This is a genomic window from Shewanella sp. 433 (assembly GCF_059338565.1).
Window position 1 is genome coordinate 1,355,881 of record NZ_CM181703.1, and the last position, 20,766, is coordinate 1,376,646.

At 39.7% G+C, this 20,766-nt stretch carries 11 protein-coding genes, 1 tRNA gene, 1 rRNA gene and 4 pseudogenes; 12 read left to right on the top strand and 5 right to left on the bottom strand.

Annotated elements, in window-relative coordinates:
- The first annotated feature begins 18 nt into the window (after positions 1 to 18).
- Positions 19 to 134, top strand: a 5S ribosomal RNA gene (rrf, locus tag AC5YB1_RS06045).
- 427 nt (positions 135 to 561) lie between these two features.
- On the opposite strand, the pseudogene AC5YB1_RS06050 reads toward rrf, so the two are convergent.
- From AC5YB1_RS06050 to AC5YB1_RS06060, 3 pseudogenes are all read right to left on the bottom strand, one after another.
- A pseudogene (locus AC5YB1_RS06050) lies at positions 562 to 865 on the bottom strand (NUDIX domain-containing protein).
- Positions 828 to 1,007 (bottom strand): annotated as a pseudogene (gene yacG / locus AC5YB1_RS06055) (DNA gyrase inhibitor YacG); the annotation flags it as partial. The pseudogenes AC5YB1_RS06050 and yacG, both read right to left, overlap by 38 nt.
- Positions 995 to 1,372: pseudogene (locus AC5YB1_RS06060) on the bottom strand (winged helix-turn-helix domain-containing protein); the annotation flags it as partial. The pseudogenes AC5YB1_RS06060 and yacG, both read right to left, overlap by 13 nt.
- Positions 1,373 to 1,640: 268 nt before the next feature.
- On the opposite strand from AC5YB1_RS06060, the gene AC5YB1_RS06065 reads away from it, so the two are divergent.
- Positions 1,641 to 1,717 (top strand) — tRNA-Trp (locus AC5YB1_RS06065).
- 194 nt (positions 1,718 to 1,911) lie between these two features.
- On the opposite strand, the gene AC5YB1_RS06070 is transcribed toward AC5YB1_RS06065, so the two are convergent.
- Together AC5YB1_RS06070 and AC5YB1_RS06075 are read right to left on the bottom strand one after the other, a co-directional pair.
- On the bottom strand, positions 1,912 to 2,319 hold the full coding sequence (locus AC5YB1_RS06070; protein WP_494521124.1) for an HsdM family class I SAM-dependent methyltransferase: 408 nt from the start codon (positions 2,317 to 2,319) through the stop codon (positions 1,912 to 1,914).
- A 6-nt stretch (positions 2,320 to 2,325) separates the two neighbouring features.
- Positions 2,326 to 2,553: pseudogene (locus tag AC5YB1_RS06075) on the bottom strand (type I restriction-modification system subunit M N-terminal domain-containing protein); the annotation flags it as partial.
- A 113-nt stretch (positions 2,554 to 2,666) separates the two neighbouring features.
- Here AC5YB1_RS06075 and AC5YB1_RS06080 point away from each other — a divergent pair.
- The 10 genes from AC5YB1_RS06080 to AC5YB1_RS06125 all read left to right on the top strand — a co-directional run bounded on the left by AC5YB1_RS06080 (position 2,667) and on the right by AC5YB1_RS06125 (position 20,674).
- Entirely contained in the window at positions 2,667 to 3,794 is a 1,128-nt protein-coding gene (locus AC5YB1_RS06080; protein WP_494521125.1) for an HNH endonuclease, read from the top strand.
- A 293-nt stretch (positions 3,795 to 4,087) separates the two neighbouring features.
- Positions 4,088 to 5,230 carry a CRISPR-associated ring nuclease Csm6 gene (gene csm6 / locus AC5YB1_RS06085; protein WP_494521126.1) on the top strand — a complete coding sequence of 381 codons (1,143 nt, stop codon included), beginning with the start codon at positions 4,088 to 4,090 and terminating at the stop codon, positions 5,228 to 5,230.
- The gene (gene hsdR / locus AC5YB1_RS06090) at positions 5,230 to 8,766 is read left to right on the top strand and encodes a type I restriction-modification system endonuclease (protein ID WP_494521127.1); all 3,537 of its coding nucleotides are present in this window, start codon (positions 5,230 to 5,232) and stop codon (positions 8,764 to 8,766) included. The genes csm6 and hsdR overlap by 1 nt, the downstream gene beginning before the upstream one ends.
- Before the next feature lie 112 nt (positions 8,767 to 8,878).
- Positions 8,879 to 9,556: a vWA domain-containing protein gene (locus AC5YB1_RS06095; RefSeq protein WP_494521128.1), complete on the top strand. Its 678-nt coding sequence runs from the start codon at positions 8,879 to 8,881 to the stop codon at positions 9,554 to 9,556.
- Positions 9,557 to 10,249, top strand: coding sequence for a PP2C family serine/threonine-protein phosphatase (locus AC5YB1_RS06100; RefSeq protein ID WP_494521129.1), 693 nt, complete (start codon positions 9,557 to 9,559; stop codon positions 10,247 to 10,249).
- The gene (locus tag AC5YB1_RS06105) at positions 10,242 to 11,672 is read left to right on the top strand and encodes a protein kinase domain-containing protein (protein WP_494521130.1); all 1,431 of its coding nucleotides are present in this window, start codon (positions 10,242 to 10,244) and stop codon (positions 11,670 to 11,672) included. The genes AC5YB1_RS06100 and AC5YB1_RS06105 overlap by 8 nt, the downstream gene beginning before the upstream one ends.
- An 8-nt stretch (positions 11,673 to 11,680) precedes the next feature.
- Positions 11,681 to 15,028: a DEAD/DEAH box helicase gene (locus AC5YB1_RS06110; protein ID WP_494521131.1), complete on the top strand. Its 3,348-nt coding sequence runs from the start codon at positions 11,681 to 11,683 to the stop codon at positions 15,026 to 15,028.
- Positions 15,018 to 16,472 (top strand): hypothetical protein, encoded by a 1,455-nt coding sequence (locus tag AC5YB1_RS06115; protein WP_494521132.1) that lies wholly within the window; start codon positions 15,018 to 15,020, stop codon positions 16,470 to 16,472. Before AC5YB1_RS06110 ends, AC5YB1_RS06115 begins: the two co-directional genes overlap by 11 nt.
- A gap of 3 nt (positions 16,473 to 16,475) precedes the next feature.
- On the top strand, positions 16,476 to 18,830 hold the full coding sequence (locus AC5YB1_RS06120) for an AAA family ATPase (RefSeq protein ID WP_494521133.1): 2,355 nt from the start codon (positions 16,476 to 16,478) through the stop codon (positions 18,828 to 18,830).
- 2 nt (positions 18,831 to 18,832) lie between these two features.
- Positions 18,833 to 20,674, top strand: coding sequence for a hypothetical protein (locus tag AC5YB1_RS06125; RefSeq protein WP_494521134.1), 1,842 nt, complete (start codon positions 18,833 to 18,835; stop codon positions 20,672 to 20,674).
- Positions 20,675 to 20,766 lie beyond the last annotated feature (92 nt).

Consider the following 20,766-nt stretch of genomic DNA (forward strand, 5'->3'; position numbering starts at 1 on the left):
TCTAAATTTCCAAATTTGTCTGGAAACCATAGCATTGTGGTACCACCTGATCCCATCCCGAACTCAGAAGTGAAACGCAATCGCGCCGATGGTAGTGTGGGGTCTCCCCATGTGAGAGTAGGTCATTTCCAGACGCCTAATACGATAAAGCCCGTTGCTAATGCAACGGGCTTTTTTCGTTTTAGCCTGGAGCTAACCACTCGAACATGGGGAAGTAAATAGTCCGAACGTAGTGAGGCTCAAACCCATGTAGAGTAGGGTGAAGCGTCTGCGCTTATCAAGTGCAGCTTGATGCTGGAGCTGAACGCGGAGAGCTAGCTCCAAGCTGACCATTTCCAGGCGCCTAATACTTCTCGTAAGAGAATCGATAAATCCCCAGCACTTTGTGTTGGGGATTTTTTCGTTTAATCGCTATTGAAATGACCACTCGAACATGGGCGTTAAGTAGCGCATGCAAAGCATGCTGCAATTCATATGATAGGCAGTGAATAGCTGCTGCATTCTCTACATCCACGTAGGGCATAGAAAGTCCAATATCTGTAGATATTGGACTACATGGCACTATAAAGAGAGAAGTTTTTCTATGATAGGGCTGTTAGCGGCGGGGAAGTCATATTCTGTTAATGTATTGAACTCTGCCCATGTGACTGCTTGGCCTTCAAGGCCGCGAGGCTCTCCTGAGAAGGTTTTGTAACCCTCCCTGCAACTCTCTGATTAGTGCTTGTGAGGTGGTTTCGTTATTTTCAACCTTACCACAGGGAAACTCCCATTTTCCGCCCTGATGTAGATGCTCTGGGCGTTTGGCCAGCAGTATTTGGTTAGCGGCATTAATGACAACACCTACGGCGACATGTACGCGTTTCATTGGTTAGTTGTCCTTGAAAAAGATCTGCTTCATCATACCCGAGTGCATCTAAGGAGTCGGCATCGAATTCTGGTTTAACCGGAATGGCATGTTTCTCTGATGCCCAGTCGCCTAGATCGATTAGCTTGCAGCGTTCGCTGCATGTTGTTGCTTAATTGCTCTTGGTCTTGAGCCTTTTAGTGCCCAAACTCGAGTCGTCGTGTTTTGCTGGTCAAATCTGGCCTCATCTTGGAACACACATCGATCCGAATAAGCGGTAAATGGCCAGGGGGTGTTAAGGATCGTTTCCATGAGAAAGGTTTTTAAAAAGTCGTTGAGCCTCTTCATTTTTTTAGGATGTTTAGAGCGGCTTGTTATCCACGAAAAGGCTAATTGATGAAGCAGTCTATAGACATTTATGCCCTCATATTCAACACCAAATTGAGTGTGTATAAACTCACCAACGTCTTTTGCTTAATGTTGTCCGCCATAAGTAGAAGCACTTCTTTCCTTTACAAAACCTTCGACCATGTCTAGTTGTTGTGGCGTTCTGTGCCGTCAACTATAGGGTTTTGATTACACTCAGCGATTCTTTGGAGAAAAGGCTCATGTAACGTGTGGTTTGAAAAGTCGCAAAACTGAAAATAACGCATTGTTGATATTATTTTTTGCATTGAAAAATGCACCAATACTTATGATATTAAGCTTCTTGCATGAAAAACCCGCAGTTAAGTGGTTTTGGTATAAAAAGTCCTTTACCTTTGGCAGGTGTTTTTGCATAATGCCCCACGTCAACAGGGGTGTAGTTCCAATTGGTAGAACAGCGGTCTCCAAAACCGATGGTTGCGGGTTCGAGTCCTGCCACCCCTGCCAAATTCTAGAAGGCTTAGCAGAAATGCTAGGCCTTTGTCTTTTCTAGTTTTCCTCATGTTTTGTGTCATCAACTAATGGTCATATCCAACTTTCTATACTTCTAATAATTTCTCTCGGTGACCAAACGGTGACCAAATCGTGACCATTGCTATTAAGTCGTTAATTAGTCTACTAAATTTTTGCTCGTCACTTGTTTACATTGAAAGGCGTTCAGTTGTTAATTTGAGAGTGCGGTATTCTTTACCTTCATCTTTAAGGTGCAACGCGCAGTTAAGTAATAGACCACCAGAGCCACAAGTCGGATTGTACACTGATTCACCCGGTTGCGGGGCCATTATCATGGTCATTAATTTAACCACGGTACGGTTGGTGTAAAACTCTGCTGCGGCATGGCCGCTATCGTCAGCGAACTCTTTAATTCGGTACTCGTAAGCGTTACCTAACTTATCGTCAGGTACGTTTTTAAGATTCAGCGTTTGCTCGGAATAGTGCTCAATTAAGTTAGTGAGCATGGGATCAGAAAGACGATCTTTATTGGTCCAACTAGCATCACCAAAAATACCTTCTAAGGTATCTGGGTTAGCCTTCTCGATAGCGTGCATAGCGTTTTATAATGCTAGACCAATGTTGACAGTGGTTTCACGTACATCGTTCCTGTGAGCACCTTCAGGTACTTGAAAGTGGTGGTTTTCGGCAAAGGCTGCATACTCTAAATCGCCATCACTTTCAGCAAGTGCATTTTCAAACTCTTCAGCGTCAACATCGGAGATACGCTTAAAGAACATCAATGAGAAAATGTACTGTTTGTAATCACCCGTATCAATGGTGCCGCGTAATGTAGCTGCAGCGCCCTAGAGGTATTTTTCTAGGGTTTAGGTACTTGAAGCTTTTTCATTGAAGGAGTGTATATAATGCGTGCTTTAGGCTTGTATAGACACAAGGAAAGGCGATGGCACTCGAATACTATTTAGATCGATTTCAAAACCTGAAGATGAACAGTTCTAATGGGATAAAAAGTCCTCATAAAGTGTGTATGCTTTTGGCCGTGATGGATTTAATCCAAGTTGGGCATATCGCTACCAACCAGATTTTTTTAAACCGAACCCTCAAAGAGCGGTTTACTCATTATTTTGACAGTTTAGCCCAGGGCAAAGATAAAAATACACCCGAACATCCTTTTTTTCATTTAAGGAGTGAAGACTTTTGGTACCTTTCTTATCATGATGGTTATGATAAATCATCAAGTAGTCGCTATTCAGTAAAAATGGTCTCTCACGCTTATATTGACGATGAACTGTTTAGCTATATGAAAAGCTATATCGTTTCTAACGAATTAAAAGAAGCGCTAGTTTCCAATCTTTCTGACTTAGCTACCTTGTATCATCAGTGGTTGATTGATATTGGTAAGTCCGAGAAAACAGCTAGTAACTATCTCGGAGCCGTAAGGGGATCTATATCTAATTGGTTGATGGATGTTGGTGAGTTAGAAGTACCACTCACCGATATTAATTCATATCGAAAATTTGTAAGCTATGAAGAAAAAGCGAGAAAATTACAAGAGTTTCAAATTCATGATTCTAGGGGAAAGGGGATGTACAGTGCCGCCTTGTCTCACTACCACAAGTTTCTATCCGATTTATCTCAAGTGGATGTTAATGCAGATATTAAGCAGGTTATGACTGATAGCACTTTATCCGAGACCGAAAAAAATATTCTGGTTAATACAAGGATAGGGCAAGGACATTTTAGAGCAAAACTGATTCAGATGTGGGGGGGCTGTGCGGTTACTGGGTACCGTAACACTCAACTATTATTGGCTTCTCATATTAAGCCTTGGCGAGACTCTAAGAACGAGGAACGTTTGGATAGGTTCAATGGTTTATTGCTTCTTGCCAATATTGATAAGGCTTTTGACCTTGGGTTTATTTCCTTCGATGATTTCGGGAGAGTACTCATTTCAAGCTACTTAGAGTCACCTGATGTGATCGGTTTAAAAGAAGATATGACATTTAATATCCGGGCTGAGAACAGGCCATACCTTTGTTATCATCGTGGCGAGCTATTTAAAGGTAGATAATTGATTTTTTTTATGCCTGCATCACTGATTTAGAAGAGTAAATATGGTCTCATTTCCTCATTATTCACCAAGAAGATCTGTTGACCTTTGGGATAGAGTCCAACACATGGATATCAATATTACCTGCGTCCATAGGACTCGAGGCTGTCCATATAACTCTATGAAGTGTCTGCTGTTCTAATGGATTACCTCTGGCTTGAACTGCCGCTGCTTCACAATCAATGATGTTGGGTATATCCTCTTTTATCATATAGCAGTAAACTTCCAGTTAAGGTTTTTCGACATGGAACGTTATGAAACATATTCTATTGGCTACAACAGGTGCTAGCCCGCAAGTTTTAACCGAAACGCTTTATGCCATCCACCAGGGTGGCAAACCTTTTCCCGATGAAGTCTTTATCATCACCACGCAATCAGCGAAGCAAGTGCTGATAAACGGGCTGTTTCGTGACGGCCATTTAGCTGCGCTAAAACAGGAATATAACCTTCCTGACTTTCAATTTGATGAAGACCATATTTGGTTGATTGAAGACGATAATGGCCATCCGATTGATGATGCCAAATCAATTGAAGATCAAACTTTTATGGCAGACTTTATCACCCATAAAGTTTTCGAACTGACCCAAGATCCTAATGTTGTTATTCATGCATCATTGGCTGGTGGTCGTAAAACAATGGCATTTTACTTTGGTTACGCCATGTCTTTACTTGGGCGCGAGCAAGACACACTCAGTCATGTTTTTGTTGATGACGCTTATGAGTTTGTACGCGATTTTTGGTTTCCAACTAAGCAACCTAAATGGGTTACAGGTAAAAACGGCCAAGGAGAGGTCGATGTTAGTCAAGCCAAGGTAACACTCGCTGAAATCCCTTTTGTGAGAATGCGCAACTCCATTGACCCAAGCCTCCTAGCATCTATCGCTAATTTGTCATTTAGCCAAACAGTGGCGTTGCTTAATGCAGGACAAAGCCAAACTTTAACGGTTAAAGCTAATCCTGTTGCCAAAACGCTGGAAACTTTAGGGGTAGAGGTTAAGTTCACCGCTAAAGAGTTGGCATTCTATTTATGGCTGCATAAAAAAGGTGAGGCTGGTTTATTGGTTGATCGATACTTTGAAGACAAGTCAGAACATAGTCAGAGTTTTTTGATCCAGTTTTCACAGCTCTCCCTAGACCCCAGAGTATTCGAAAGCTTTGGTGTTACTCCAGAAGATTTTAAAGAGCAAAACATTACAGCCCTTAAAGGCATGGAGAAGGCTTTTTTACAGCCAGTCTGTAGCCAAATTAATCGTAAGCTTAAAAAAGCTCTGCCTGCAGCAACTGCAGATAAACTTGCCGTGCTGTCGGTAACGGAAGAGCAGGGACAAAGATATTACCTAGCACTTATCGCTGAAGGTCAGCTTGATGACACTGCTTTATTGATTGAGAAGCCATAATGAAACAGTCAAACTTCGAATTCCTTAAGGGAGTAAACGACTTCCTGTTTGCCGTAGCTTGTGCGGCTGAGAACAATTATCCCGATGATCCCAATACGACATTGGTAAAGATGCGCCAATTTGGTGAGATGACTGCAAAAATGCTCGCCAAAATGTTAGGCATGCAGGAGATCCCCGAAAATCAAAATGACCTGTTACGAGATATCGGGAGCTTGCCGTTTATAGATGAGGCGATTTTAGGTGTATTTCATAAGCTCAGGCAGATAGGTAACAAAGCGGTTCATGAGTATCATGATGATCTGCAAGACGCCGAAATGTGTTTGCGTCTTGGTTATCGTCTTGGGATTTGGTTCTATCGTATAACAACTAAGGATGTTGACTTCCAGGCTCCGCCTTTTGTACTGCCTAACAATTGTGAAAACAGCTATCTCGTGGAAGTTGAAGAGATAAAGCGCAAGTTAGAGTCTGCTAGTCAGGCTGAAAACCAATCTAAAGTTGCGCTGGAAGCGCAAAAGCAGCAACTAGTCGCGCTTAATGGTTATATTGCCATACTTGAAGGCAAGCAGCATGAAACAGAAGCTCAAACTCAGGCGCGTATAGCAGCTCTAGAAGCACAGCTAGCAGCCAAAGATGCAGAGCTCGCTAAAAAGACCGAACAGGAACGTCGTGCTTACCATAAACACATTACTAAGCAGGCAACTAGCAGAAGCCTTGAACTGAACGAAAAGGAAACTCGCTACCTTATTGATGCTCAGTTGCGTAAAGCTGGTTGGGATGCCGATAGTGAAAATCTCACTTTTTCTAAAGGCACTCGGCCTCAGGTTGGCCGCAATATGGCGATTGCTGAATGGCCTACCGGAACAGATGAAACCGGTAAAGCAGGCTTTGCCGATTATGCGCTGTTTGTCGGTTTAAAACCTATAGGTGTTATTGAAGCTAAACAAGCCAATAAGGATGTCAGCGCTAAACTAAGTGAAGCATACCGATACAGTAAATGTTTCGATAATAAGCTATTGCATGAACTACTTATTGAGGCTGCCGAAGGCGATATCCATCAATTGGATCTAGTTGCAGAGTCTAAACCTAGTTATAAGGTAAGCTGGCCAGATACTCAAGGCAGCCCCTACAAAATTCCATTTTGTTTTTCTGCTAATGGTCGCGGTTATCGCGCAGCCGTTAAAACAAAAAGCGGTATCTGGTATCGTGATGTTCGCCACAGCTCTAATATGCCTAGAGCCTTGCCTGAATGGCATAGCCCTGATGAGTTAATGGCCAAGCTAGAAAACGACCATCAGCAGCAAAATCGTTGGTTTACTGATAATGCCGATATGAGTGATTTAGGTCTGCGCTATTATCAAGCAGAAGCGGTACAAGCCACCGAGAAAGCCATTACTCAAGGACAGCAAGATATCTTGTTAGCAATGGCAACTGGCACAGGTAAAACCCGTACCGCAATTGCGCTGATGTATCGTTTGATCCAATCACAACGCTTTAAGCGCGTGTTGTTTTTGGTCGACAGAACGTCACTGGGCAAGCAAGCGTTAGACTCGTTTGAAGATACCAACATTAAAGGCGATACCTTTAACAGTATTTTTAACGTTAAGGGGCTAACAGACCGTTTTCCAGAAGACAGTACCAAAATTCATGTTGCTACGGTGCAGTCGTTAGTTAAACGCACATTGCAAAGTGATGAAGTCATGCCTGTTGGGCGTTACGACTGCATTATTGTTGACGAAGCCCATCGAGGCTACATTCTCGATAAAGAGCAAACAGAAGGCGAAGAGAAGTTTCGTAGTGAGCTTGACTTTATCTCCTCTTATCGTCGAATCATCGATCACTTCGATGCAGTTAAAATTGCCTTAACCGCGACGCCAGCACTGCACACCATTGATATATTTGGCGGCGTGAAAAAACAACCGGTTTACCGCTATAGCTACCGTAAAGCAGTAATCGACGGCTTCTTAACCGACCAAGAGCCGCCAATCAGAATCATCACCAAGTTGAGCGAGGGCGGCCTGCACCTCTCAAAAGGCACAGAAGTCCAGCGTTTAACGCCCCAAGGAGAGTTGATTAACGATACCTTAGAAGATGAGCAAGGCTTCGAGGTCGCAGACTTTAACCGCGCGTTAATTGCTTCAAACTTTAATAAAGTGGTAAGTGAAGAGCTGGTGAATCATATCGATCCAACTAGCCCACAAAAAACCTTAGTTTTTTGTGTCAACAATGCACACGCAGACTCGGTTATTGAAGAGTTACGGACAGCATTTAAAGCTAAATATCCGCAATTAGAACACGATGCAATTATTAAGATCACCGGTGATTCAGACAAAGACAGCACTAAAGTGCAGTCGATGATCACTCGCTTTAACAAAGAGCGCTTGCCAAACATAGTGGTAACAGTGGATCTACTGACCACGGGCATAGATATCCCCAGCATCTGTAACTTAGTGTTTATGCGCAAGGTACGTAGCCGTATTTTATACGAGCAGATGAAAGGCCGTGCAACGCGTCTTTGCCCAGAGGTCGGCAAAACAGCATTTAAGATCTTTGATGCAGTTGATTTGTACTCGACATTGCAAAGTGTCGATACCATGCGCCCAGTCGTTGTAAGGCCTAAAGTTGAGCTGCAAACATTAGTGAACGAGATCACTGATTCTGAAACCTATAAAACCAAAGAGGCTGATGGCCGCAGTTTCGCTGAGCATAGTCATGAGCAGCTGGTGGCTAAATTGCAGCGCATTATCAGCCACGCGCAATTTAATCGCACTAAGTCCAAAGAGATAGATAGCCAGATTAAAGCGTTTGATGAGATCTGCCAAACCAGCGCAGGGTGTGATTTTAGCGATTTAGCTACTGTGCTAAAACAAAAAGGGCCCCAATGGTCGGCTGAAGTGTTTAACAAACACCTCACTATGGTCAGCAGGTTGGAAAATCTAAAGCAAGAGATTAATAACCTACGTGAAATGCCAATCTTTACCGATGTGGCTGATGAGTTACTTAGAACTGAAACGCTTTACGGTGAATATGAAAACGCGCAAGACTTTTTAGAAGCCTTTGATGCGTTAGTCGACAAGTCTAAAAATCAACAAGATGCGCTTGATGTGATTATCAATCGTCCACGTGACTTAACCCGTAAAGGTTTGCTTGAGCTGCAAGAGTGGTTCGATGCCCAGAACTTCAATGAACCCACCCTCAAAAAGGCTTGGCAGGAATCTAAAAACCAAGACGTGGCTGCACGCTTAATCGGTCATATACGCCGAGCCGCAATTGGTGATGCGTTACTCCCCTTTGAGGAGCGCGTCGATATTGCGCTGGATAGAATAAAGTCCAGTAAGCAATGGACAAGCGAGCAACTCAGCTGGCTAGACCGACTTGCAAGTTCAATCAAAGAGAAAGTCGTACTCGACGAAGACGTCTTCAATAGCGGTAATTACAAGCGTCGAGGTGGGAAACGTAAGCTTATGAAAGTCTTTAATGATGACTTAGACAGTATACTGACTCAATTCAATGAATACATGTGGGATGAGCCTGCATAGAGTCATACAAATTAATGTTTAACGCTATGTGGTAAATCTTTTGTGAAAAATCTATGTAGGCTTATGAGTTAGAAAAGTCAATTACATAGTACCTTATAACTTTGAGGAAAGTATGGAACTAAATAAGTTTGTTGCAAATAAAGCGCGTCCTTTACCTGTAATAGTGATGGCTGATACAAGTGGTAGTATGAGCATAAATGGAAAAATTGATGCGTTAAATAGTTCAATCAAGGACATGGTATTGAGTTTCGCGAATGAGAGCAGGCTAAGAGCTGAAATTCATTTATCTATTGTTACTTTTGGTGGTAAAGCGACAACGCAGCTTCCCTTAACACCAGCCCATCAAATAGAGCAATTTGAAAACTTCACAGCTGAAGGAAGCACGCCTTTGGGAGCTGCTTGTAAAATAGTTAAGGAGTTACTTGAAAATAAGGAATCTATTCCTTCTAGAGCATACAGACCAATCATCATTTTAGTGTCAGATGGATATCCTACAGATGACTATGAAAATGCATTTGAAGCACTGTTAACGAGCGAAAGGGCTCAAAAAGCAACGAGGTTTGCTTTGTCAATTGGTAATGATGCAGATAATGCTTTACTTGAGTCTTTTGGAAATGATGTTGAAGCACCTCTATTGTTTGCACATAACGCAGCAGAAATAGCTCGCTTTTTCCGTGCAGTAACTATGAGTGTAGCTAATCATTCTAAAAGTCAGAAACCAAATGAACCGATGAAGCTGGAGTTTGTTAACGACGAATTGTCTGATGATGATTTAGATATTCCGTTATAAATGAGAGTTAATATATTAAAAACATCTGTTATTGGCCCTTCGCATTGTGCTTTTAAACTCCCAAACCAAGATGCAGTTACTTCAAAAAAAAGTAACGGTCGATGGGCTGTGGCTGTATCAGACGGTATGGGCTCAAGAGCCTTTTCCCATATAGGCTCTAAATTGGCAACGAGTTTGGCTGTTAGTGCTTGCTTAGATAACAGTGAAGACATTGCTGATAAAGAGCTTATTACCGAGATCTATACTAAGTGGCTTAACGGGTTAAAAGACAAGAATATAGCACCAAATGATGCAGTTACTACTTTAATGATTGCCTGGGGTAACTCAAAAGGTGAATACCGCTTTATTCAACTTGGTGATGGTGTTCTTTGCAATAATATTTCCAATCACTCCGCTTCTGAAAATGAATTATTCTCAAATGAAACAACGGGGCTGGGTCTGAGTAAAAAGTTCTCCGATTGGGGTATCGGTAAAGGTAGGCTTAATAAAGTAACTAATGGACTAGTACTTATGACAGACGGAATTTCAGAAGATATTGAAGATCACCTTGGTTTTTGTGACTCCATATTAAAACGTGCTCAAAAAGGAAGTTTAAGAGCTGTTAAGAAAAATCTAAAAGGCTTATTTCATAATTGGCCTACACCACATCATACCGATGACAAAACAATTGCAGTGGTTCTAATTAATGAATAACAAAAAGAATAGTACTGTCTATGATAAACATGGCAACGCATATGAACTGACTAAAAGAGTTGGTGAAGGTGGGCAAGGTATTGTTTGTCAAACTCAGCTGAGTGGAGTTCTGGTAAAAATCTTAAATACAAAAAGCGAGTCGGCAATAAATCAGTGGCAAAAGCAACTGGATTGGACACTTAGACAAGATTTAACAGGACTAAACTTAGCTCACCCTAAAATACAGATAACAAAGCCTCGCTTGGGCTATGTTATGGAGTTGATGGATGGTTTGATTCCGCTTCAAAATATACTAGAGAAAAGTTTTAATGACCTTGTAGATAACGATAGTATCAAACAATACATACAAACAGGCGGTTTGAAAAGACGTCTTCAAATCCTGCTTAAAGTCGCAAAAACTCTCGCTAAACTCCATAGTAGAGGTTATGCCTACGGCGATATTTCACCAGCAAACATTTTTGTTTCAGAAGATAGTCGCTATTCCGAAGTGTGGTTTATTGATTGCGACAACTTATGTGTTAACGAGAGAGAAGGGTTTACTCACATATACACGCCTGGATACGGTGCTCCCGAAGTAGTTAAAGGTGATATGGGAGTCAACGCATTAACGGATCAGTGGTCATTTGCTGTTATGGCTTTTGAACTCCTTACGCATCAACATCCATTTAGGGGACTTCAAGTTGAAGATGGAGAACCTGAAGTAGTAGAAGAACAAGCTTATAGGGGGGAGTTGCCTTGGGTATATGATACCGAAGATGAAAGTAACGAAAGTGCAGGCGGAATTAATTTGACTTTAGTTGCAAATAAAAAACTTTATAACTTATTTGACAAGTGCTTCACCAAAGGTAAATCAAATCCTTATGAGCGGCCTTCATTAAATACTTGGTGTGCAGTTATACAAGAGGCATTAGATCATTTATTGGAGTGCCCAACTTGCTGTAGTCATTATTTTATTAATCTTCAATCCGATGAACAAATTTGCCCATTTTGTTCGACTTCTGTACGGCAAGAAGATTATGCAGTAATAAGGCAAGTTATATACCTAAATGAAGAGGATTCACAATATACCTTTAATATGCCAGAAGGTTTCATTGAAACCGATAATATTCGGGTTGTTAGTAATGGTACTTCACTTACATTTAATTCTGCTCCATACAATACAGAGCTATGGTTTGAAAATGATGCAAGTTTAACCATAACTATGGATGAGGGAGATATATATTTTCTTCCTGAGACTCGTTCTGTTTGTAACATATCTCGTAAGAATTCATCTGAAACTCATCAAATTATGCATAAGCAAAGAATACCTGCAGAGCGTCGCTACGCTAAAGATCCTTATGAGTTCACAACTTGGCTCAAATCTGATGAAACACATGCTGATTTTGTCGATTTGTTAAATAATTACAGATGGCAATTAGTGTGAAGTAAATTATGAACTTATTAGATTCTAAATGCCTTACAGGCGATGTGATTGAACTTATTTTTGAAGATTCTAATGATGCAAATCTGAATTGGAAAATAGGTGAAGAAGTAGAGTTGTTTTTTGAAGTGGACTCATATTACGTCAAACAAGGAACTAGAAATTTATTTGCTGAAGTAAAGTTTAAAAACACGCCTCTTGCTATGGCTGTTTCAGAAAGTAAAGCTAGAAAAGTTTGTGCTGTTTCTTGTTACAAAAACTCTCGTGCGTTAGCTGTTCGCTATGTCGATCTTATTGATAGCCACGATGAGAGTATCGAATTTAAAGTCGAGCCTATCTTCATTGAGACTATTCAAAAGCAAGTTTCAAGTGTTCTAGATGTTGAGAGTGCACGCAAATGGTTTAATGAAGAGTTCGTCTTTGCAAAAGGTGATAAAGGTGGGGTTTTTATTGAGTTTCCTGAAAACTCAAAGGATTCATTTTTTTTAATTGGTATAAATTACAAAGCATTAGTTGATAAAGTTAGGAAGGATTGGCACATTTCCTCGTTCCGTCAATTTGACGGTGGTACAGATAAGCTTTACGCATTTTATGGTAATCATGTACTAGAATTACATGGAGTTGAAGAACAGTTAAACACTTCCAGTTATAAGCACCAACTTGAACAGCACCTTCAAGATAATGCTAGTTACTTCAAGCTCTGGCAAAAGTATTCAGATCTCCACTGGGAACAACATTCCAGATTAGCTAAAGCCGTTGGTTTCCTTGAGTACGAATCCACATATAGTGATTCTGATACCGAAGTAAGATTTAAATTCAAAGTTGGAGATAAGGCTCTAAAGTCGTTCTTTGAAAAGTATAAAAATGAATTAGATACTCTTGGTGAAACCTTTTCTATATCGGAGGTTGAGTTACAGCTAGCTCAAAATTTACCAAGTTGGTTATTATCTTCCGATAGCTTTGAAAAAAGTGACTCTAAACCTTTATTCCTAAACCGGATTAAAATCGAAGGGGACTATTTAGTCGCAAATTTGAGACAAAGGCCTAAAGGAAAAGGTTATATATTCGTATCTCTAAATGGTATTAAAAAACAGCATGAGCGTAAAAAAATTGCTTTTGATTTGTTGAAAGACGCAACAAACCCTATGCCGCAGCTTAAGTACATTTTGGAAGGTATAAACCCTCCAGAGCAGAAAGTTAAGAAACTGCGTGCAATAACATCTACCTTAAAGAAAAAACTAGATGGAAAATTGTTAACGAAGAAACAAGAGAAAGCGGTGAAAGTTGCTTTAAATACTCCTGATGTAGCGTTGATTATTGGGCCACCAGGAACAGGTAAAACTCAGGTTATCTCAGCCATTCAGCATAGAATTGCAGAAGAAGGTAATAAATATAACTTATCGCTCAAACACCAAGTTCTTTTGACAAGTTACCAACATGATGCTGTTGATAACGTAGTTGCTAGATCTGGTGTATTTGGGCTTCCAGCGATCAAAGTTGGTGGTAAAAAAGATGAGTCGAATCAGCAACAATCAAATAGTATCCACATTTGGACAAGTAAAGTTGTTAATGATTTAGCACCAAATGTTGACAATGAAATTCAAAATAGTGATGAATTTAAATTAATTGATGCAATATCGTCATTAGTTTTTCAAATAAAAAATTCAAATAATGCTCAATTTAATTACCACAACTTAATCGAATTGCAGCTAAAGCAAAAGAAGTTAGCCGCTGAATACGGTATTAAAGTTTCAACCAAGATTGAAAGAATTGTAGAACAGCTTATTGAACAGTTCAGATTATCTTCGTCATATGCGTTAACAGGTACGCAGAAGCAAGAGTTAATAACGGCAGCTAGAGCATTAAGAACTGACTCTATATCTTACGGTGATGACGGAAGTTTAAGGCTAACAAGATTAATTACATTGCTCAAAGATTTAGAGGATCGTGATTATGATCTTGAGAAACTGAAAACCATGATTGACATAGGTGTTGAGATAGATTTTGAGTTTTTAAAAAATACTCAAAACCAATTGCTCGATGCTTTACAAGAAAAGTTTGTGCTACCAAATCAACGTTGGCTGAAACCTGAGCAGTCAAAATATCTAAGTGAGCTAGTTGAGGAACTAGAAGCAAGCTTAGTGAACTCACCGAGATTAGGGCAGTTATATTATCGTAAGAACTATCTTGATTCTCTTATGTTTGAGAAAGAACAAGTGCAAAAGTCATTGAAGGAATATAGTGCAGTGCTTGGGGCAACATGTCAGCAAGCGGCAGGCGAAGCTATGACTAGTATAAAGTCGGTTGAGCACAGTAAAAATATTCATTTCGACTCTGTGATTGTTGATGAAGCTGCAAGAGCCAATCCGCTAGATCTTATGATACCTATGTCAATGGCAAGAAAACGAGTCGTTCTAGTTGGAGACCATAGGCAGCTCCCGCATATGTTAGAGCCTAGAGTTGAAAAAGAGCTACAAGATAAAAATGAATTAGAAATCACAGACCATGAACTATTACAACAAAGTTTGTTTGAGCGTTTGTACCACTCGCTTTCTAAATATGAAAAAGAGGGGTCAACAGAGCATAAGCGGGTAGTCATGCTAGACACTCAGTTCCGTATGCACCCCGAGTTAGGCTCATTTGTGAGTGAAGAGTTTTACGAGCGCTTTGGTTTACCACCCATCAAAGCAGGCTTTGATGAATCATATTTTCCACTCGATGTACCAGGCTATAAAGGAAAACTTGCAGCGTGGATAAATGTTGATGCATCAAAGGGAAAAATGTCTTCTAAGAATGGTTCAAAATACCGTGATTGCGAAGCTGAAGTTATAGCGGATGAAGCTTATAAAATATTAACTGCCAGACCAGATTTAAGTGTCGGGATCATCACTTTTTATGCGGCTCAAAGAGACCATATCATAGACAAAATGGTCGATAGAAAAGTTATGGAGTATTCAACTACTGGGGCAAATGTATTATCTGAATTTAGAATGACGAAACCAAAATCAGGCGAAAAACCAGAAGAGCGTTTTCGTGTTGGTTCTGTTGATGCATTTCAAGGTAAAGAGTTTGATGTGGTGTTACTGTCAACTGTTCGAAGTTGGAATGAACCAGATGAAATGACTCAAGAATCTGTTAATGCACAGCTAGGTTTTTTACGCATACCTAACCGTATTAACGTTGCTATGTCGAGACAAAAGCGTTTGCTAATCGTTGTTGGTGATACAAGTTTGGCATCACCCAGCCTTAACCAACTTATGCCTGAATCAATTCGGACATCCGAAAATGAAAAGTTATTAGTGGGGTTCCCTAAGTTCTTTAATGAACTTTGCCAAAAGGAGAAAGGCATTGTTCTCTAATACATATATAAAAACCACAGACTTTCCTCAAAGTCGTGACGTACAGCTTTTTGCGTGGCCTGTATACAGTTGGGAAGTATATTTGTCTTCCCACAAAGGGCGAGAGTTAAATCTCTTTGAAAAAACTATTTTAGAGTTAATTCGAGTGACTGGTGATAGAGAATTATCATCTAGTCAAATTGCTGAATGGCTTTCGTTAGAAAAGGAGATGGTTTTATACATCTTGACAGCCACAATGCAGCCAAATGGGTGGCTAGATAAGAACTTTAAAATTACTGAAGAAGGTCGGAAAATTCTAGATTCTGAAATTGAGCCAGAAATGACAACGGCCTCAGTATTTCAGTGTGCGTTAACGGGGCAATGGCTTCCGAGAATTGCTTACGAATCTAGTGAAATTAAACCTGAGACTGATGCTAACAAGTTAACGTTTAAGTTAGATAGAGCAACAGATAGAAGAGTAAAAGCCTTTCGTGCTAAAAAGCAAATATTCGAGGTAAATAGACCCACTACTTCAGAGTTGAATGATCTGTTAAATAAAGATAAAGAAGCTCGTTGGATAGCAAATAATATTAGTGATGAGCGATATCATATGCCTAATAAGGCTGAGAAAATGATTCTTTCAGATAAAGAGGCCAAACTGTCTTATTTATTGCTTTGGGCAGATATCTCTTCAGGGGGTAAATTCGATTTTATTGATCCATTTGCTCTTTCTCATAAAGCGCCTTGGATGAATGAGCTTTTTGACCAAGCTAGAAGTGTAAATGATAACTTAGAACAATTCTCCAGTTCAAAATTTAACCTTCAAGAAGAGGAGCTTTCTTATCAAGAAGCTATTGATCTGATGAAGGAAACTGCCAGGTTCGAAGTGTTAACTAAGTATCCAAACGTGCAACGTTACAGAGATTTAGTCGAGCCGCTATTTGAGCTTATGAATGGAAAAGAAAAAATTAATAGAGGAGCTGCGCCTGATTACAGTTTAAATAGATCTTTAATTAACGGATGCGGTTCTATTTTAGAAATTGTATGTAAAGCGGCTTTGATTGCTAATCCATTCAAACGGTTAGACATTTTACCTGGAAATAAACTTAAAAATTTCGAACAGAAACAAGAGCTAGCATGGTTATTAAAAGAGGTAGGAAAGTTCAGTCAATCGCAAATTGATAGCATTCTTAGAGTTCAACCTGGGAAGATTTATCAAACCGCTCGCGGAAATAACTCAAGTCTTCGCTCTCTGCTGGCGACTATTTTTATATCGATGAGAGATTATCCCCATCACCCGTTACTGCTTATTGTGCAAGACAGTTTGTTATTCGGGCAGGTGTATGACTTATCGCATGTTCGTGATGAAGCTTCACACGGCAACAGCACAAGATTTACCAATGAACAAGCGTTGCATTACATCAACGTCGTAGACAAATTTTTAGAAAATATTTTAGTGGACTAAGTAATGGCTAAGAAACCTAATAAAAGAAACTCAGCACCAAAACCAGTGGAAAAACCACAAGTTCCAACATCAATAGGTGCTTTTCTCAAAAAAGCAGGTGTAACATCAGATGAAACGCTATTAAGTAAATTAAATGAAGAAGATAAGCAGGCTTTAGCCGATTTGACAGCTCAACTTGAAGAGCTAATTGAAACAAACGAAAGAACAAAGCAAGAGCAAGAATATAATCTAGCTGAAATTGAGTTTAATGTGGCGCAATCCGCTAAAGATAGCGAAGAAGTAAAGAATAAGCTCCAATCAATAATAGACAAAGAAAAATCTCTTGCTACCAAAGAGAAAGAACTTTTGTCGAAACTCAATGAGCTTTCTAGCAAAGAGCAATCGTTATTAGAAAAAGAAGCGAATGCTAATGCTGGTTTTGTTCTTGAGCGTCAAAAATCGCTGGAATCGCTAAAAAAAGAATACCAACAAGTCGAGCAAAAAATAGCTCAGCTTGATGAGCAACGTAGAGCAAACGAATTGAAAATGCTTGAACAGCAAGCTCAAAATCATGAGCGTGCGAAAGTGCAAGAAAATACGCGATTTGAAGAGTTAAAGCAAAAGCTACAAGCTGAGGAAGATGCGGTAGAAGGTCGCCGGATAGAGCTTGATAAAAAAATAGCAGAAAATAAATCGTTAAATGAGCAGCTGAAGAAAAAAATAGGTGCCCAGGCTGTTATGAAAAGGCAAGCGATTGAAGAGAGTAGAAGAGAATTTGAAACGGAAAAAGTAACGTTAGAAAATCAATTAAAGCTATTGGAAGACTATCGTAATCGCGATCAGAACGAGATCAAACAACTAACCGAGCGTTTACTAGGCTATAAAGAGTTGGAAAGAGAAGCTCAAATCAAAGAACTTGGTTCGCCTGCCGCGGTTTTACACCGTATTGATGAGCTAGAAAAAGAACTACGAGAGGCTCGAAACAAGCTAAAAGGACGTAGTGAAGACGATTTAGAAGAAGAGTTAGATTATTACAAAGAACGAGTCGAAGATTTAGAAGACGAGTTAAGAGAGCTTAAACAAGAGCACGAAGAGGTTAAGCAACGTGAGGGTAAGTATAAGCTTAGTGTCAGAGAGAAACTGGAATTACAGAAGCACAAAGATCTTCTGGAAACTAGTAATGCTGCGTTAACGCATAGTATTGAAGCGGTGAAGTCGCAGCTAGATGACTTAATAGAAAAGCAACAGTCACAAGAAGCTTTTAAAGAGCTGACATTAATGGATCGCAAATATCGTGAACCTGTTCCAACACAACCTGTTAATTCGTTAAAAGAATTCACAGAAGAGTTGCAGCATAGAATTGCAAAATCGACAGATGTAGAGCTCTATTATGACTTAGATCTACTTAGAAAATTCATGGCGGGCCTAGCGCTTAGCCCGTTACATGTATTCCAAGGGATCTCTGGAACAGGTAAAACAAGTTTGGTTAATGCTTTTGCTGCGGCTGTTGGTGGTGAAGTCACGACTGTACCAGTTCAAGCTGGTTGGCGTGATAGAGACGATTTAATTGGTCACTACAATGCTTTTGAAAAACGTTACTATGAAAAAGAGTGCTTGCAGGGCTTATATAAAGCGCATACTCCATCTTTCGAAAAACGTTTTAATATTATTTTATTGGATGAAATGAACCTGTCTCGTCCGGAACAATATTTTGCTGAGTTTCTTTCTGCAATGGAGCAAAACGAACAAAAACGAAAAGTCGTTCTAATGGACTCGTCTGTAGCAAACCCGCCAAAGCACTTTGTTGAGGACAGAAAGTTATTACTCAAAACCAATACTTGGTTTATGGGGACAGCAAACCATGATGAAACAACGTTTGAGTTTGCCGACAAAACCCATGATAGAGCCTTCACTTTAGATCTTGACAAGCAAGTAAAACCGAAAGGGTGGAGCCCAAAGCCTATTAAGAATACGGTAATAGACTTTGATTCAGTTAATGAGCTTTTTATAAAGGCGCAAAAGACCCATAAAAAGTTAGTTTTAGAGATGCTGAACAAACTCGCTACTTCTGAATTTACAGATATTCTAGAGCGTCAATTTAATATCGGCTGGGGTAACCGTTTGGAGGCTCAAGCTCTTAGGTTCATTTCTGTATACAAAGAATGCGGTGGCCATGAAGCAGATGCACTTGAGCACCTTTTAATTACTCGTGTATTACGAAAAGGTAAAGTACTTGGTCGTTATGATATTTCTATCGATAAGCTAAAAGATCTCAAGGGTGCTCTAAGTAAAATTCTCAAATCAGTTAATGGTACCAGTAGTAAAGCTATTGACATTATTGAAGACGAGATCACTCGTAAAGAACAAGGGGTTTATTAACAATGTTAATAGACAGGGTAACTTCTAAAACGGTTCAACCTAACGAAGTCACTTGTTTACAATCAGGGCGTTATGCCCTGATTGGTAAAGAGTTTGACGAAAGCTTTGAGCAGTCCCTTATCTTAGAGCCAGTAATCCCAATAAAAGTTGAGGGAAGGTTTTCAACTGAAATGGGGTTTGTGCAACCTTCAGAAGAGTTGTTTACCAATGAGGAGATTTTAAAGAGTCAGCAACAGCTTAGAGTTATTTACGATGCAATTCATCAAATAAATGATAAGTTCGATGCAATTGACTTAAAAAAGTTTAGTCATTTCCTACCTCCTGAGATCAGTAAAAACATCACCCCAAATGAACTTGATAAAGGAATTGAAGAAGCTTTCAAAAGTGGTGTTTTATTCCAGATAAATAGCTCGCCTAGAATAAGCATGCGTTACGATACAGAACTATTACCGACGAGTAGGGTTAAACGATACGCAAATAACTATCAAGCACACTTAGTTGCTCATTCTGAATGTTGGCAACAAAGAACAATTGTAGGCATTATCCCAAAAAAGCTGATGGCGAAGGTGAGCGAAGACGAAGCGGCTATTTACGAAAACATAGTTTATGCGAGGCTCGTCGATAATTTATTTAACTACCTTACTATGTATCAATTACGTCTTGAACAAGTTGTAAGTTTCATCGAACAGTTCGGAACGCTCGAAAGGGGTAATAAAGACCATCGTTACATTACTCAGCTAACACAAGACTGGGGAAGAGCATACCAAGATAGTGACAAAACGATGAAGCAATTGCAGGAGGAAACCGAATCAAGTTTAGACAAGGTGAAATCTAGCATTCGTAAGCTATCACAGTTACGTGCAGATAAGTTATATCAATCAATTCCACGAGCAGCTAAGGTGCCAATGGAATTGAAACAGACCAATATTTTAGTGCACGATAAAAATTATCGAAGAGCTGCGAAACTTTGGCGACAATGGCTTAAAAATGCTAATACAGATAAGTTATCGCCGCAGCAGATTCTCGAGCAAAAGCAACGTAATTTCATTCAATATCAGTCTTATTTTTATCAAATATTAAGGCAGGTGTTTGTAAACCTTGGTTGGTCTTTAACTAAAGTTTCAAAAGGCTATAAGTTAAGCCGAGACAATACCTTTGGTTTAATACTTGAAGACTCAGGTAAAGGTGAATGGTTATTAACCAGAAAAGAAAATGTGATAGCCCGGATAGTAGCCTTGTCTGAGCCGTTAGTTGAGCAAATAACTCAGAGTGAGTTGGCAGCTGGAGAGTTTTTAGTTTGCCCTGAAGATAATACATTAAGCGAAAATGATAACATTATTGTCATTTCACCTATCGAACTTCATGGTAAAGAAATAATGGCAGGGAAACTACAGCAACAAATTTTAAAGGTGATCATTCATGAATATTTGACTGACTTCAAAGTTAAATTGCCGACAGTGATAGATGAGCTTTATGAAGGGAAGTGTGATTACAAGCTATCAGATGAAGAATTGAAGGTAGCTAAAAAACATGCAAATACTGAGTTGTACAGCGCGATTGTTACAAAGAGTAATATATCTAAGTATTTAAAGCAGTGTCCTGTATGCAGCCAACAGGCACATGAGAATAGCATACGTCAAACTTCTATAGATTACTTCACCGCAAGTTGCAGTAACAAGGCATGTAAGGCTAGTTGGACTCTAGATGTGAAAAGAGCACAATTTATCTTAAATGATGGTAACTCATCTAATGGCAGGTTTTCGTTCACTATCTGTTTAGAGCATGAACTCTTTGAGCATAGAGAAGTGAGAGCTAACTTGAATCGTGCCAATTGCGTAGCTTAGCTGTACTTAAGAGGTTTATAAGTATAGCTAAATATGGCCTCCTTTAATCAACAAAAAGCCTTTAACGATGAATTAGACAGCATACTCTCAAG